Genomic DNA, 15,547 nt, shown 5'->3' with positions numbered 1-15,547 from the left:
TCCGTTATGCAGTCAGGGGCTGGCCGAGGAAGTCGCCGAAGGCAGCGAAAAAGCCTTCAAGGTCGTCCCAGGGGATCATGTGTCCTGCATTTGGCACATGGGCGACCTGCAGGGTTGGCTGTAACTGTCGGACTTGCGCGACATCTTCGGGCTGAATAACACCGCCGCGTCCGGCAACAATTAACAGGGCAGGGGCCTCCAGGTGCGGCAGGTCCTGATGGAAGTCGACGGTGTGGAAGTCGTTGAAGGCGCGAACGATGGCTGGCTCGTAGCAGGTGTGCAGCCATTCGGCGCGCAGTTGCAGTTGTTCGTCGGTCCAGGTGGCGCAGAAGGCGCGCATCGCCTCCGCATCCATGCCGACCAGGGACTGACGAATCGAATCGACGTACCACGGCAGCTTGCTCGGGTATTCCCGGCGACCCGGGCCGGACATCGGCGGGTCGATGAGCACCAAACGGTTGACGCCCTGTGGATGGCGCACCGCACTGCGCACCGCAAACCGCGCGCCCATGGAGTGGCCCACCAGGTGATAGCTCTTGAGCTTGAGGGCGTCGGCAAAGGCGCCGATATCATCGGCGCAGGTGTCGGCGCTGTAGTCCAGTTCCGGGCCGGTGGACGACAGGCCACGCCCGCGCACATCCAGCACATAAGTATCGAAATGCAGGCCCAGGCGTTCCGCAACAAAACCCCAGGTAATCGCCGGGCTGGTGATGCCGGGAATCAGGATCAGCGCCGGGCCTTTGCCGCCATAACGCAAGTAATGCTGGCGAATACCGTTGGCCTGGACGTTGCCACCGTAGAGAAAGCTGCTCACGCGGCCACCCCCGACTTCAGCTGCTGGGCATAGAGGTCATAGCCGTAGACCCAGTCCGGATCTTCCTGGGTGCGCAGCCAGGTGTTGGCGTTGGACACGGCCTGTACCCGGGACGCGCGCTCCTTGCGGTTGGCTTCATACAGTTCGAAAGCGGTGCGGTAGTCGCCGATGCCGGTTTCCTGCAGGCAACGGGTGAGCATCGCCGCGTCTTCGATGGCCATGCCGGCGCCCTGGGCCATGTGCGGCTTCATCGGGTGGCAGGCATCGCCCAGCAATACCAGGCGGCCGCGGCTCCACAGCGGCAGCGGGTTGCGGTTACGCAGCGGCCATTTGGTCACGCTTTCAGTGGATTCGATCAGGGCCTGGACGGTGGGGTGGTAGCCCTTGAAGGCGTCGAACATCTCTTCGCGACTGCTGTCGACGAAGGCGCCCTGGAAGTCCCATTCCGGGTGCGGCACGCCGGTGACGTAGTAGTACTCGTCGCGCTTGCCGGTGGTGTAGTAGACCATCATGTGCCGGTCCTCGGTCCACCACTTGATGCAGTCTTCAAACTTCAGGTCGTACTTGGCCAGTTGATCGCCCCGGATCAGCGCGCGGTGGGCGACCCAGCCGCTGTACAGCGGCTTTTCCGCGCCCAGCAGCTCTTCACGAATGCGCGAGTTGATGCCGTCGGCACCGATCACGATGTCGGCGTAGGTCACTTCACCGTCGGCGAAGGTCAGGCGCACCTGGGTGTCGGTTTCCTCGAGGGTTTCCAGGCGTTTGTTGAAGTGCAGGGTGCCGGGCTTGAGGGTAGACATCTGCAGCGCGTGCAGGTCGCCGCGGTGCACGGTGATGTAGGACGCGCCGTAGCCGGTCAGGGGGATGCGGGACAGGTAGTCGCCGGTTTCACCGTCGCGGCTGAACCAGTGCTCGGGGTGAGAGCCCATCAGGTCCAGCTGCTTTTCAATGCCCATGCGCCGGAAGATTTTCATGATGTTGGGGCCCATGTGGATCCCGGCACCGAGACGGGAAAACTCCGGCGCCTGCTCGTAGATGTCCACGTCGAACCCTGCCTGTTGCAGCAGGGTGGCAGCGGCGGCACCGCCAAGGCCGGCGCCGACGATTGCGATTTTTTGTGTGCTTCCCATGGGGCGTGGTCCTCTTTTCGAATGATGGCCGGCGGCGTCAGTCCGCAAGGTTTTTAAAGTGTATACGCTCATTTTTTCAAATGAAAAGCCCGCGCCTGAAAAATTGTTTTTTTGGCCGGATCGATCCCCTGTAACCGATTGTCGCCCTATAACATTGGGTTTGGGTGGATTGGTAACGTTTTGGCGTGGCGCTTGCAGTCCATCCTAAAATCAGTTCTTATCGTGATTAATTGGCGTATACGCTATAAAAACGCACTAGAGTGAAGCGCACTGCAAGATCTTGGTGCAGCAGCTGAGGAGACAGGAAATGCCGGTAAGTGATTGCGAACTGACCCAGATGTTTGAGCACGTGTTGAAGCTCTCTAAGGTCGACCCGACCCAGAGCGTTGCCGTGCTCAAGAGCCATTACTCCGACCCGCGCACCGTGCGCGCGGCGATGGATGCGGCGCAGCGCCTGGGGGCCAAGGTGTATGCGGTGGAATTACCGTCGTTCAACCACCCCCGGGCGATGGGCAATGACATGACCGCCTACTGCGGCGACACCGCGCTGACCGGCAACATCGCAGCCCAGCGGGCGCTGGAGGCGGCGGACCTGATCGTCGACACCATGATGCTGTTGCACTCGCCGGAGCAGGAACAGATCCTCAAGACCGGCACACGCATCCTGCTGGCGGTAGAACCCCCGGAAGTACTGGCGCGCATGCTGCCTACCGAAGAAGACAAGGTGCGGGTGCTGGCTGCTGAAGAGCTGCTGAAAAAGGCCCGCTCGATCCACGTCAAATCCCGCGCCGGCAGTGATTTTCGTGCAGCGTTGGGGCAATACCCGTCCGTCACCGAATACGGCTTTGCTGACGAGCCCGGGCGCTGGGATCACTGGCCCAGCGGCTTCCTGTTCTCCTGGCCCAATGAAGAAACCGCCGAAGGCGTGCTGGTGCTGGATATCGGCGACATCCTGCTGCCGTTCAAGACCTACACCCGCGAGAAAATCACCCTGGAGATCGAGAAGGGCTTCATCACCAAAATCCATGGCGGTTTCGAAGCCGAATACCTGCGCGACTACATGAAATACTTCAACGACCCTGAGGTTTACGGCATCTCCCACATCGGCTGGGGCCTGCAGCCACGGGCGCAATGGACCGCCATGGGCCTGCACGACAAGAACGACGGCATGTGCATGGACGCCCGGGCGTTCTACGGCAACTTCCTGTTCTCCACCGGCCCGAACACCGAAGTCGGCGGCACCCGCAAAACTCCGTGCCACATGGACATCCCGCTGCGCAATTGCGACGTCTACCTTGATGACCAAGCCGTCGTCATCGCCGGCGACGTCGTAGCCCCCAAGGCCTCCCTGGCCCCCTGACACCTCCACCTGTAGGAGCGAGCTTGTTCGCGAAAAACTCAAGGACACCGAGGGAAACCAGACCCCCCGCGTCATCGTTGACGACCTTCGCGAGCAAGCTCGCTCCTACAGATGTAAGATGCCACCCCATCGACCACCGCCTCCCCGAGCCCGCCGTGCCTGATTCCTACGTTTTCTCCGAGCAAGTCGGCCACCTGTTGCGCAAGGCCTACCAGCGCCACCTGGCGATCTTCCAGCAGAACGTCGGCGACTCCCAGCTCACCGCCGTGCAGTTCGTCACCCTGTGCGCCCTGCGCGATCACGGTGCAAGCTCGCTCACTGAACTCGTCAAGGCCACCGCCGTCGACCAGGCGACCATCCGCGGCATCGTCGAACGCCTCAAGGCCCGCGAACTGATCACCCTCGAACCCGATCCCCAGGACAAACGCAAAGTCGTAGTCAACCTGTCCGACTCCGGCGCCGTCCTGGTGCAGCAAACCGTACCCTGCGCCGCCACCATCACCGAACTGACCCTGAGCAACCTCAACCCCGCCGAACGTGTCGCCGTACTGTTCCTGCTACGCAAAATGATCGACGACCCCCAAACCTGAAAGCCCCGCCAACCTATGTAGGAGCTTGCTCGCGAAGGGCGTTAACGATAACGCGCTTAGTCTGGTTCCCCGCGGTGTCCCTGAGTTTTTCGCGAGCAAGCTCGCTCCTACAAAGGGCTGGCACCGTTTTTGCTCTGCTTTGATGTAGTAACCACTTCACCAGTCAAGTGTGTCGCGAGACCCCAGGTACGCGACGTTTTTTTTGACTGTTTGATGTAGTGGACACTTCACCAAACCCAACGGGCGAAGCGAATGATCAGCCAGCACATCACGGTAACGCTTGAGGTCAACGGTCACACCAGCGAAGTCAGCGCGATGGCCGACACCCCGCTATTGCTGATCCTGCGCAATGACCTGCAACTCAACGGCCCCAAATACGGCTGCGGCCTGGGGGAGTGCGGCGCCTGCACGGTAATCATCGACGGTGTGGCTGCACGCTCCTGCGTCTTCCCACTGTCGGGCGCCGTGGGCCGCGACATCGTCACCCTGGAAGGCCTCGGCACCCGCGAAACCCCGCACCCGGTGCAACAGGCCTTTATCGACGAGCAGGCCGCGCAGTGCGGCTACTGCCTCAACGGCATGATCATGACCGCCAAGGCCTTGCTCGACCGCAACCCCAACCCCAGCGAAGCCGAGGTGCGCAGCGAACTGTCGGGCAACCTCTGCCGTTGCGGCACCCATATCGAAATCCTCCGCGCGGTGCTGCGTGCCGCCCGCCAAACGCCTTGAACGTGGATCGATGACCATGACTGACACAATCCCTTCCCGCGACCAATGGCTGGCCAAGGCCGGCGTCCTGCTGATCGTCGACGACGTGCTGCCGCCTTCGGGGCCGGTGGCCAAGGGCGGTACACCGACGGTCAAGCCCAAGGAACTGGGGCTGTTTATCGCGGTGAACGATGACGGGCTGGTGTACGCCTTCAACGGGCATGTCGACCTGGGCACCGGCATTCGCACGTCCCTGGCGCAAATCGTCGCCGAGGAACTGGACCTGACCATGGAACAGGTGCGCATGGTGCTGGGCGACACCGAACGGGCGCCGAACCAGGGTGCGACCATCGCCAGCGCAACCTTGCAGATCTCCGCGATCCCGTTGCGCAATGCCGCCGCCGAAGCCCGGCGTTTCCTGCTGATGCGGGCGGCGCAACGTTGGTCGGTCAATGCACAGAGCCTGAAAGTCGACGCGGGTGTGATTAGCACCGAGGACGGACGCACCATCACCTATGGCGAACTGGTCACGGGCGAGCATGACGAACTGCGCATCAGCGGCGACGCACCGCTTAAAGCCATCGCCGATTACCGCCTGGTGGGCAAGGGCGCAGCCCGGGTGGATATCCCGGGCAAGGCCACCGGAGAGCTGACGTACGTGCACGACATGCGCGTGCCGGACATGCTCCACGGCCGGGTGATCCGCCCACCTTATGCGGGGCTGGATTGCGGTGATTTTGTCGGCAATAGCCTGCTGAACGTCGACGAATCATCCATTGCCCATATCCCGGGCATTATTGCCGTGGTGGTGATTCGCGATTTTGTCGGTGTGGTCGCCCTGCGTGAAGAACAGGCAATCAAGGCCGCCCAGGAACTGCGGGTTCACTGGAAACCCTGGAATAACCAACTGCCGGACATGAGCGATGTGGAGCAGGCGATTCGCGATAACCCACGGGTACGCCGAACCGTGCTCGACCAGGGCCGCGTCGACGAAGCCCTGGCCGCCGCCAGCCAGCGCATGCCGCGCACCTACCTGTGGCCGTACCAGATGCACGGTTCCATCGGCCCGTCCTGCGGCGTGGCGGATTATCAGCCCGGGGTCAGCCGGGTCTGGTCCGGCAGCCAGAACCCGCACCTGCTGCGGGCTGATCTTGCGTGGCTGCTGGAGTGCCCGGAAGAATCCATCGACGTGATCCGCATGGAGGCGGCCGGCTGCTACGGCCGCAATTGCGCGGATGACGTGTGCGCTGACGCGTTGCTGCTGTCCCGCGCCGTGGGCAAGCCGGTGCGGGTGCAACTGACCCGCGAACAGGAGCACCTGTGGGAACCCAAGGGCACCGCGCAATTGATGGATGTCGACGGCGGCCTGAACGCCGACGGCAGCATCGCCGGCTATGACTTTGAAACCAGCTACCCGTCCAACGGCGCGCCCACCCTGGCGCTGCTGCTGACCGGCCGGGTCGAGCCGGTGGCGGCGATGTTCGAAATGGGCGACCGCACCTCAATCCCGCCCTACGACATCGACAACATGCGCGTCACCATCAACGACATGGCGCCGATCGTGCGTGCCTCGTGGATGCGCGGTGTGTCGGCGCTGCCCAACACCTTCGCCCATGAATCCTATATCGACGAACTGGCCTTTGCCGCCGGCGTCGATCCGGTGGAATACCGCCTGCGTTACCTGAAGGATGAGCGCGCCATCGACCTGGTGAAATCCACCGCCGAGCGGGCCAACTGGGCACCGCGCACTGCGCCGATGCAAACCGCCAACGAAGACCACCTGCTGCGAGGCCGAGGCTTTGCCTACGCGCGTTACATCCACAGCAAATTCCCCGGCTTCGGCGCGGCGTGGGCGGCCTGGGTGGCGGATGTGGCCATCGACAAGCAGACCGGCGATGTCTCGGTGACCCGCGTGGTGATCGGGCACGACTCGGGGATGATGATCAACCCGGCGGGGGTGCAGCATCAGATCCACGGCAATGTGATCCAGTCCACCAGCCGCGTGCTCAAGGAACGTGTGACCTTTGAAGAGTCCACCGTGGCGAGCAAGGAGTGGGGCGGTTATCCGATCCTGACCTTTCCTGAAGTACCGCAGATCGACGTACTGATGATGCCGCGCCAGGACCAGCCGCCGATGGGCGCCGGGGAGTCCGCCTCGGTACCCAGCGCGGCGGCGATCGCCAATGCGATCTACGACGCCACCGGGATTCGTTTTCGCGAGCTGCCGATTACCCCCGAGCGCGTGCTGGCTGCGCTGAATGCAGGCACGCTGGGCGAGCCGGCGAAGTCCCCGGAGAAGCGCCGCAAATGGCTGTTCGGTTCATTGTTCGCCGCTTTTGGCGCGGTACTGGGCATGGCCGCCACCGCGTGGCCGTTTCACAGTGAGATCGCCCCGATCGCCCCGCCCAGCGCCGGCACCTGGTCCAAGGCCACCCTGGAGCGCGGGCGTTTGCTCGCGGCCGTAGGGGATTGCGCGGTGTGTCACACGGCGCCGGGTGGCGCCACCAATGCCGGCGGGCTGGCCATGCATACGCCGTTCGGCACGCTGTACAGCAGCAACATCACCCCGGACGAGAAGACCGGGATTGGCAACTGGTCCTACCCGGCGTTTGAGCGGGCAATGCGCGACGGCATCGCCCGCGACGGGCGTAACCTGTACCCGGCGTTTCCCTATACCGCGTTTCGCAATATCAACGATGCGGACATGCAGGCGCTGTACGCCTACCTGATGTCCCAGGCGCCGGTCAGCCAGGCACCGGTACAGAATGCGATGAAGTTTCCGTTCAATATCCGGCCGTTGATGGCCGGGTGGAATGCACTGTTTTTGCGCCGAGGGGAAATCAGCGTGCAACCCCAAAGAAGTGAGCAATGGAATCGCGGCGCCTATCTGGTCAACGGACTGGGCCACTGCGCGGCGTGCCACTCGCCGCGCAACCTGATGGGGGCGGAGAAGGGCGGTAAAGCGTTCCTCGCGGGCGGCAGGGTGGATGGTTGGGACGCGCCGGCGTTGAATGGCTTGTCCAAGGCGCCGACGCCGTGGACCGAGGACCAATTGTTCACCTATTTGAGCACCGGTTATTCCGATGCCCACGGTGTAGCGACAGGACCGATGGGGCCGGTGGTGACAGAACTGGCGAAATTGCCCAAGACCGACATCCGCGCGATGGCGGTGTACCTGGCTTCGCTGAATGACAGCGCGGCGGCAGAAGCGCAGGTGGTGGCGGCCGCGACGGTGCCCAATGCCAATGGGCGAAGGGTATTTGAAGGTTCGTGCAAAGCCTGCCATGCCGACGGGCAGGGGCCGAAACTGTTCGGGGTCAGCCCGTCACTGGCGACCAATACCAACGTGCACAGCGATCAACCGGATAATCTGATCAAGGTGATTTTGCAAGGGATCAGCACCCCGGCGACCAAGGATCTGGGGTACATGCCGGCGTTCAAGGACAGTCTGTCCAATACCCAAGTGGCAGAGCTGGCGTCATACCTGCGTACCCGCTTCGCGCCCAATGCACCGCAGTGGGAAGGCCTCGAGCAAACCGTGGCGCACCTGCGAGCCAACCCCGGCACCCATTGATTCACACGGTCAAAAATGTGGGAGCGGGCTTGCTCGCGAATGCGGTATATCAGTCAATGCATTTGGCGACTGACGAACCGCATTCGCGAGCAAGCCCGCTCCCACATTTAGATCCCGGTTCTACCGTTGGACAGGCGGTGTCAGGCATACCCCACGCAACACCAGATCACTGATAAACCCCAGCCAATCCTGCTGCTGTGTCTTATCCGCCAAATCCTCCCCCAGAAACGAACTCAGCGTGTGCTGGTTGGAGTTATAGAAGTAGCACAACGAAGCAATCATCAAATACACGTGCTTGATGTCCACATCCTCACGAAACAGCCCCTGGGCCTGGCCCGCTTCAATGATCGGCCGCAATACCCCAACTGCCTCCCCAGACAACCGCCGCAGCTCCCCGGACTGCTTCGCATGCTTGCCCTTATGCAGGTTCTCGATACTCAGGATCGCCACAAACTCGGGATGCTTGACGTAGTAATTCCAGATAAACCCCACCAGCGCCTGCAACGCTTGCACCGGCGCAGTCAGGTCGAGCTTGAGTTTGCTTTCGGCCTTGTTGAACTGTTCATAGGTGTGCTCCAGCACACACACAAACAGGTGCTCCTTGCTGCCGAAGTAGTAATACAGCATGCGGTCGTTGGAGTCGGCCTCCCGGGAAATGCTTTCCACACGCCCGCCGGAATAGCCGTCGCGGGTGAAGACCTTGACCGCCGCCTGGAGAATCCGCGCGCGGGTCTGGTCGGCTTGCTGGGCGCGGATACCGGTCTTCTTGATCACCATCGAAAGCCTCTGCTGCGCAGCGTAAAGGCCCGGAATATAGCATGGGCATTATTCCGTTACCGACAGGCTCTGTCACAAACGCGGCATAACGCTGGGGCTTGGATCGGAAACGTATTACTTTCTAGTTCTTCTAATAAACAGAGTATGCAGGGATGAAATACCAACCGTTTACCCGAACTTTGATTGCCACCGCGTGGGTGCTGACCGTCAGCGGTGTACAGGCGGCCTCCCAGGCGCCGGTGGCTGGCGAAAATGGCATGGTGGTCACGGCTCAGCACCTCGCTACCCATGTGGGCGTGGACGTGCTCAAGGCCGGTGGCAATGCCGTGGATGCGGCGGTCGCAGTGGGTTACGCCCTGGCCGTGGTGTACCCGGCGGCCGGCAACCTGGGCGGCGGCGGCTTCATGACCGTGCAACTGGCCGACGGGCGCAAGACCTTCCTCGACTTCCGCGAAAAAGCCCCGCTGGCAGCCACTGCCGACATGTACCTGGACAAGGACGGCAACGTCGTCCCCGACCTCAGTTCCAAAGGTCACCTGGCCGTCGGCGTACCCGGCACCGTGTCGGGCATGGAGCTGGCGTTGAGCAAATACGGCACCCTCAAGCGCGCCCAGGTGATCGCCCCGGCAATCAAGCTGGCCGAAGACGGTTTTGCCCTGGAGCAGGGCGATATTGACCTGCTGCACACTGCCACCGACGAATTCAAGAAAGACAAGGACCTGCGCGGCATCTTCCTCCACGGTGGCGAGCCGATGCTGGTGGGCCAGAAACTGGTGCAGAAAGACCTGGCGAAAACCCTGCGGGAAATCTCCGCCAAGGGCACCGACGGCTTCTACAAAGGCTGGGTAGCCAAGGCGATTGTCGATTCCAGCCAATCGGGCAAAGGCATTATCACCCAGGCCGACCTGGACAAATACAAGACCCGCGAACTGGCGCCCATTGAATGTGACTACCGTGGCTACCACGTGGTCTCCGCGCCACCACCGAGTTCCGGCGGCGTGGTGATCTGCGAGATCATGAACATCCTCGAAGGCTACCCGATGGCCGACCTCGGCTATCACTCCGCCCAAGGCTTGCACTACCAGATCGAGGCCATGCGCCACGCCTACGTCGACCGCAACAGCTACCTCGGCGACCCGGACTTTGTGCAGAACCCGGTCGAGCACCTGCTGGACAAGGACTACGCCGCCAAACTGCGCGCCGCCATCGACCCGCAGAAGGCCGGGATCTCTCAGGACATCAAGCCCGGGGTTTCGCCTCACGAAGGCAATAACACCACCCACTACTCCATCGTCGACAAGTGGGGCAACGCCGTCTCGGTGACCTACACCCTCAACGACTGGTTCGGCGCCGGTGTAATGGCGAGCAAGACCGGGGTAATCCTCAACGACGAAATGGACGACTTCACCTCCAAGATCGGCGTGCCGAACATGTACGGCCTGGTCCAGGGTGAAGCCAACGCCATCGCGCCGGGCAAGACGCCGCTGTCGTCCATGAGCCCGACCATCGTCACCAAGGACGGCAAGGCGGTGATGGTGGTGGGTACGCCGGGGGGCAGCCGTATCATCACGGCTACTTTGCTGACCATCCTCAATGTGATCGACTACAAGATGAACATCCAGGAAGCCGTGGACGCCCCGCGTTTCCACCAGCAATGGCTGCCTGAGGCGACCAATATCGAGCGCTTTGCCCTGAGCCCCGACACCCAGAAAATCCTCGAAGGCTGGGGCCACAAGTTCGCCGGCCCGCAGGATGCCAACCACCTGGCCGCCATCCTGGTGGGCGCACCGTCCCTGGACGGCAAGCCGGTCGGCAATAACCGTTTCTATGGGGCCAATGACCCACGGCGCAATACCGGGTTGTCGTTGGGCTACTGAAGTCAATCGCGCCTGAAAACGGAACGACCGAACACCTTCCGGGCTCTACTCCAAGAGCCCTGGAAGGACCCTTCCCATGAAAGCGCTGAAGATCGCGACCTTCAACATCAATGGCATCCGCGCCCGCCTGCCCAATCTGCTGGAATGGCTGGCGCGGGAACAGCCCGACATTGTCTGCCTGCAAGAACTCAAGGCGCCCGACAGCCTGTTTCCTTTCAACGACTTTGACGCAGCCGGCTACGGTGCGTTGTGCCTGGGCCAGGCCTCGTGGAACGGCGTGGCGATTCTGGCCCGCGACGCGCAACCGCTGGAAAGCCGCCGGGGTTTGCCCGGCGATGACGCCGACCATCAAAGCCGCTACCTCGAAGCCGCTGTGCACGGCGTTCTGGTGGGCTGCCTGTACTTGCCCAACGGAAACCCCCAGCCGGGGCCGAAATTCGACTACAAGCTGGCGTGGTTTGAACGGCTGATCGACTACGCCAGGCACCTGCAATCCAGTGAACACCCAGTGTTGCTGGCCGGGGATTTCAATGTGGTGCCCACTGACCTCGATATCTACAACCCGCGCTCCTGGCTCAAGGGCGCATTGCTGCAACCGCAAACTCGTGACTGTTACCAGCGCCTGCTGGAGCAAGGCTGGACGGACGCCTTGCGCCATCTGTATCCCGATGAGCGGGTTTATACCTTCTGGGATTATTTCCGCCAGCACTGGCAGAAAAACGCCGGCCTGCGAATTGACCACTTGCTGCTCAATCCGGCGCTCAAGCCTTATCTGAAAGGCGCCGGCGTGGATGCGTGGGTGCGCAACGAGCCCCACGCCAGCGACCATGCGCCGACCTGGATTCAGCTCGGCACCCGCAAGAATCGTTAGAGCCCGCGGATCAGCTCAAGCACCTCGGCCTTTTTCAGCGGGTGCTTCATGCGTTGCGAGAGCAGCGCCATCGCCCGCTGATGTTCACAGGCAACCACTGCTTCCACTTCATCGCCACGGCAGAGCAGGGCGATGAAGTGGTGGTGCTGCAGGTCACCTTCCACGTGGAGTTGATTCCAGTGGCGGGGATGGCCCAGCAGTTCGAAGGTCTTGCCGAAGTGATAGGTCCAGAAGAACGGCACATCGGCAAACGCCTGCTCGGCCCCCAGCATGTTGCGCGCCGCCAGCACCCCGAGTTGCTGCGCCACGCGCCAGTGTTCGATACGCACGGGGTGGTCGTTCCATGGGAAGGTCACCATGTCGCCGGCTGCCCATAAACCAGGCGCGACGCGCAAATTCGCGTCTGCTTTCAACGATTGGTCATCGGCGGTTTCCAGCCCGCGGACGAACCCGGTGGCGGGTGTTACACCGACTCCCATCAGCACCAGGTCTGCGGCCAGTCTATGGCCGTTTTTCAGTACGACCGTCGTGACGTCACCATGTCCTTCGAGGCGCGCGGGCTCACTGGCGCTGTGGAATATCACGCCGTTGGCTTCATGCAACTGGCGCAGTGAGGCGCCAATGCGCTTGCCCAGTTGCGCTGCCAGCGGAATCTCGTGACGGCCCACGACCTGCACCGTCAACCCACGCTTGCGCAACGCTGACGCGGCCTCCAGGCCAATAAAGCTGTCGCCGATGACCACCGCGCATTTGCCCGGTTGCGCAGCCTCAACGATGCGCGCCGCATCGTCTCGTGAGCGCAGCACAAAGACGTTATTGAGTACGGTGCCCGGAATATCCAGCGGTTTGGCCTCGCCGCCAGTGGCCAGCAGCGCCGCGTCGTAGTCGAAGCGGCGACCGTCTACGAGTTGGAGGCATTTGGCGTGAGGGTCAAGGTTTTGGACTTCGCCGTGGATCTGGATGTCGCGGTAGCTGGCTTCATCCAGCAACGGTGGGGTTTCGTCGGGCGGCATCTCGCCTGCGATGACGAATTTGCTCAAGGCGGTTCGGTCGTAAGCAGGATTTTGCTCCTGGTCGATCCACAGCAGGCGGCCGCTGAAGCCCTCGCGGCGCAGGGTGGCGACGGCCGCCGAGCCCGCTGCGCCGGCGCCAATCACGATAAAGCAGCGGGAATCACTGGCCTGTGGGGCGGATGAAGAGGGCAGCGCTTTGTCGCCCACACTGACCACGCCATCGTGAATCTCCACCGGGTACTGCGTGAGCTGCACCAATGCGGGCGGCTCGCAGACCTGGCCGTCCTCTACCCGGAAGGCCGCCTTGTGCCATGGGCAAATGATCCTCCCGTCACAGATTACGCCTTGCTCCAAAGGCGCCCCGGCGTGGGGACACTCCGCCTGATAGGCCCGCACCTGGTTGCCCGACCGCACCAGCAGGAGCTTGTGGGCGGCGGTTTCAACACGAACGCCACGGTCTTCGGGCAAGTTGATCAAGCGGGCAACAATGCGCATGTTCATAGGCCAATCTCCTTTTAAGGATTGACCTGTGCCCTGGGTGGAGAGCTGCGTTGACCCGATAACCGGTCTTCAGCCGTGCGCGCTGTGGCTGTGAAAGTGAGCCAGGGAGAGCGCGATATCGTCATGGGACAACTGGGTAGCCGCTGCGTCGGCGCTCTCGCGGGCGATCGGCTCTATGCGCTCGAACATCTCGGCTTCATAGGCCTTTACCGACTCGGAGCATGTGCTGTTTCCGATCAGGTGCCGGGCCAACTCTGCGGCGTCGAGCATCGCCGCATTGACGCCTTCACCACCAAACGGTGACATCAGGTGTGCGGCATCGCCGATCAGGGTCAGGCCTGGGCGGTGTGCCCAGTGATGCCCGACGGGCAGCGCGTAAATGGCCCGGGACAGAAAGCGCTCGTTTGAGGCGTGCAGCAGCGCCAGGATGTCCGGGTGCCAACCTTCGAACTGCGCCAGCAGCGATTGCCGGGTCGCCTGTGGCGAAGACCAGTCCAGCTGCTGCGCTGCCCAGTCAGTGGGAACGCGAAAGATTCCATAGCCGCGCAGATGCGCGTTGGCGTTGCGTTGCACGACCAGCAACCTGGCGTCGCCCGAAACGTCCAGTTTGCCCTGGCCGACGAGCGTGGCCAGGGCCGGGTGGCGGCGGTCGACGTCATCAACCCCGAACTCGATAAACGTCAGCCCGCTGTATTGAGGCTGATAGCGCGACAGCAAGGGGCGCACTTTCGACCAGGCACCGTCGGCGCCGACGACCAGGTCAAACGGGCCGTGGACGGTGTCGCCCTGAAGCACGGTCCAGCACGCGTCCCCGGCCTGGCGGATCTCGCTGACGTTGACGTCCCATTTCACGCAATCAGCAGGCAATGAATCCAGGAGGATTTGCCGCAAGGCGGTGCGGTCGACTTCCGGACGGTCGCCGGCGGCCGGACTGGGGTCTTCAAACAGCAGTCGCGCGTGTTTATCCATCAGGCGCGAGCCTTGGTCTTCATAACGGGCGATGGTGTGGAAGGCATCTTCAAGGCCGGCTTTTTTGAGCGCCAGTTGGCCGGATTCAACGTGTAAATCCAGGGTGCCACCCTGGGGTCGTTCCAGTGGCCCGCGCTCGCGCTCGAACACGCTGGCGGTAAAGCCGTTGATCGTGAGAATCCGTGCCAGGGTCAGCCCGGCGGGGCCGCCTCCGACTATGGCGACGCGTAATGAGCTATTCATGAAAACTGTCCTCGCCGGTCAATCCAATAATTGTTCCACCGCTGAAAACGCTTGGTCCTGACGTGCTTGCCAATCCCCACGGATGATCCGTAACGGCTGATGATGTTGCTCCAGCCAGTCAAGGCTGGCCTGGAAAAATGCCAAGCGGTCGGCAAACTCCGGCTGGCAGCGCTGGCCGTCAGCAGTCCATTCCACGTCCTCCGGAGACAGCAACAGGTGCAGGTCGTAGTGGCGGGCGAGCAGTTCGCTGTCGAGCCAGGCCGGGCAGTCGCCAAACAGGGTCTGGCTCCACAGCTTATTGGTCAGCAGGTTGGTATCCAGGATCAGCAAGTCTGGCTGCCGGGCGCGGGCGGCGTCTTCCCAGGCCAGTTGGCCACGGGCGATGTCGGGGATATCGGCCAGGGTGGTATCGCGCTGGTGGTGGTCGATGAAATGGCGCACGTATTCGCCCACCATCACACCGCCAAAATGCGCCTGCAATTGCGCGGCCAGCCAGCTTTTACCGCTGGATTCCGGGCCGGCCAATACCACGACTTTCATGCGTGCAGCGCCGGGTCGGCGCGCCATTCGCGCCAGCCTTGCACGGCGATCACGGTGAACAAGGCATAGAGTGCGGCGGTGAGGTACAGGCCTTTATAGAGGAACAGCCCGACAAAGATCACATCCAGGGCAACCCACAATGGCCAGCACTGCACACGCTTTTGCGCCATCCACATTTGCGCCACCAGGCTGAAACCGGTCAGGGCCGCGTCCAGCCAGGGTTGTGCGGCGTCGGTCCAGTGGGCCATGGCGGCGCCCAGCAACAGGCTGCCCAGGGCACCCACGGCCAGGCCTTGCAGGATCGGTTGCAGGCCCAGGCTGGTGACTTGCCGGCCTTGCTTGACCTCGCCGGCACGGGTCCACTGCCACCAGCCGTAGAGCTGCAGGCCGGCGTAGATGACTTGCAGGAGCATGTCGGAGTAGAGCTTCACATCGAAGAAGATCCAGGTGTACAGCAGCACCATCACCAGGCCGATGGGCCAGCACCACGGGTTCTGTTTAACCGTCAACCAGACAGCGATCACCCCCAGGGCGGCGGCAAACAGTTCAAGCCCGGACATGGCGGTTCCTTGGGGGAGTC

General features: G+C 62.4%; 13 protein-coding genes. 6 read left to right on the top strand and 7 right to left on the bottom strand.

Annotated features, from left to right (window positions below):
* Positions 1-4: 4 nt before the first annotated feature.
* Positions 5-814 (bottom strand): alpha/beta fold hydrolase, encoded by an 810-nt coding sequence (locus AU074_RS04035; protein ID WP_076013602.1) that lies wholly within the window; start codon positions 812-814, stop codon positions 5-7.
* Positions 811-1,944, bottom strand: a complete 1,134-nt coding sequence (locus AU074_RS04030) for an FAD-dependent monooxygenase (protein WP_003215332.1) — start codon at positions 1,942-1,944, stop codon at positions 811-813. The genes AU074_RS04035 and AU074_RS04030 overlap by 4 nt, the downstream gene beginning before the upstream one ends.
* A 307-nt stretch (positions 1,945-2,251) precedes the next feature.
* On the opposite strand from AU074_RS04030, the gene AU074_RS04025 reads away from it, so the two are divergent.
* The 4 genes from AU074_RS04025 (at position 2,252) to AU074_RS04010 (ending at position 8,176) form a co-directional block, all read left to right on the top strand.
* Positions 2,252-3,304, top strand: coding sequence for a 2,5-dihydroxypyridine 5,6-dioxygenase (locus tag AU074_RS04025; RefSeq protein ID WP_076013601.1), 1,053 nt, complete (start codon positions 2,252-2,254; stop codon positions 3,302-3,304).
* A 155-nt stretch (positions 3,305-3,459) separates the two neighbouring features.
* Positions 3,460-3,894, top strand: coding sequence for a MarR family winged helix-turn-helix transcriptional regulator (locus AU074_RS04020; protein ID WP_076013600.1), 435 nt, complete (start codon positions 3,460-3,462; stop codon positions 3,892-3,894).
* Positions 3,895-4,146: 252 nt separating this feature from the next.
* Positions 4,147-4,623 carry a (2Fe-2S)-binding protein gene (locus tag AU074_RS04015; RefSeq protein WP_076013599.1) on the top strand — a complete coding sequence of 159 codons (477 nt, stop codon included), beginning with the start codon at positions 4,147-4,149 and terminating at the stop codon, positions 4,621-4,623.
* A 16-nt stretch (positions 4,624-4,639) separates the two neighbouring features.
* A complete protein-coding gene (locus AU074_RS04010; RefSeq protein ID WP_076013720.1) occupies positions 4,640-8,176 on the top strand; it encodes a molybdopterin cofactor-binding domain-containing protein in 3,537 nt (1,178 codons plus the stop codon).
* Positions 8,177-8,296: 120 nt separating this feature from the next.
* Here AU074_RS04010 and AU074_RS04005 read toward each other — a convergent pair whose 3' ends face one another.
* The gene (locus tag AU074_RS04005) at positions 8,297-8,953 is read right to left on the bottom strand and encodes a TetR/AcrR family transcriptional regulator (RefSeq protein WP_076013598.1); all 657 of its coding nucleotides are present in this window, start codon (positions 8,951-8,953) and stop codon (positions 8,297-8,299) included.
* Positions 8,954-9,105: 152 nt separating this feature from the next.
* Here AU074_RS04005 and ggt point away from each other — a divergent pair, with 152 nt between their 5' ends.
* Positions 9,106-10,830, top strand: a complete 1,725-nt coding sequence (gene ggt, locus AU074_RS04000) for a gamma-glutamyltransferase (protein ID WP_076013597.1) — start codon at positions 9,106-9,108, stop codon at positions 10,828-10,830.
* A 76-nt stretch (positions 10,831-10,906) separates the two neighbouring features.
* Complete coding sequence (xth, locus tag AU074_RS03995; RefSeq protein WP_076013596.1) at positions 10,907-11,701, top strand: exodeoxyribonuclease III; 795 nt, start codon at positions 10,907-10,909, stop codon at positions 11,699-11,701.
* On the opposite strand, the gene AU074_RS03990 is transcribed toward xth, so the two are convergent.
* From AU074_RS03990 to pnuC, 4 genes are all read right to left on the bottom strand, one after another.
* Positions 11,698-13,215 carry an FAD-dependent oxidoreductase gene (locus AU074_RS03990; RefSeq protein WP_076013595.1) on the bottom strand — a complete coding sequence of 506 codons (1,518 nt, stop codon included), beginning with the start codon at positions 13,213-13,215 and terminating at the stop codon, positions 11,698-11,700. The genes xth and AU074_RS03990 overlap by 4 nt on opposite strands.
* 69 nt (positions 13,216-13,284) lie before the next feature.
* Positions 13,285-14,427, bottom strand: coding sequence for an NAD(P)/FAD-dependent oxidoreductase (locus tag AU074_RS03985; RefSeq protein WP_076013594.1), 1,143 nt, complete (start codon positions 14,425-14,427; stop codon positions 13,285-13,287).
* An 18-nt stretch (positions 14,428-14,445) separates the two neighbouring features.
* Complete coding sequence (locus AU074_RS03980; protein ID WP_076013593.1) at positions 14,446-14,967, bottom strand: AAA family ATPase; 522 nt, start codon at positions 14,965-14,967, stop codon at positions 14,446-14,448.
* Positions 14,964-15,527: a nicotinamide riboside transporter PnuC gene (gene pnuC, locus AU074_RS03975; protein ID WP_076013592.1), complete on the bottom strand. Its 564-nt coding sequence runs from the start codon at positions 15,525-15,527 to the stop codon at positions 14,964-14,966. The genes AU074_RS03980 and pnuC overlap by 4 nt, the downstream gene beginning before the upstream one ends.
* Positions 15,528-15,547: the final 20 nt, after the last annotated feature.

The organism is Pseudomonas sp. ATCC PTA-122608, assembly GCF_001952855.1.
Lineage (GTDB): Bacteria > Pseudomonadota > Gammaproteobacteria > Pseudomonadales > Pseudomonadaceae > Aquipseudomonas.
This window is presented reverse-complemented; position numbering and strand designations above follow the sequence as displayed.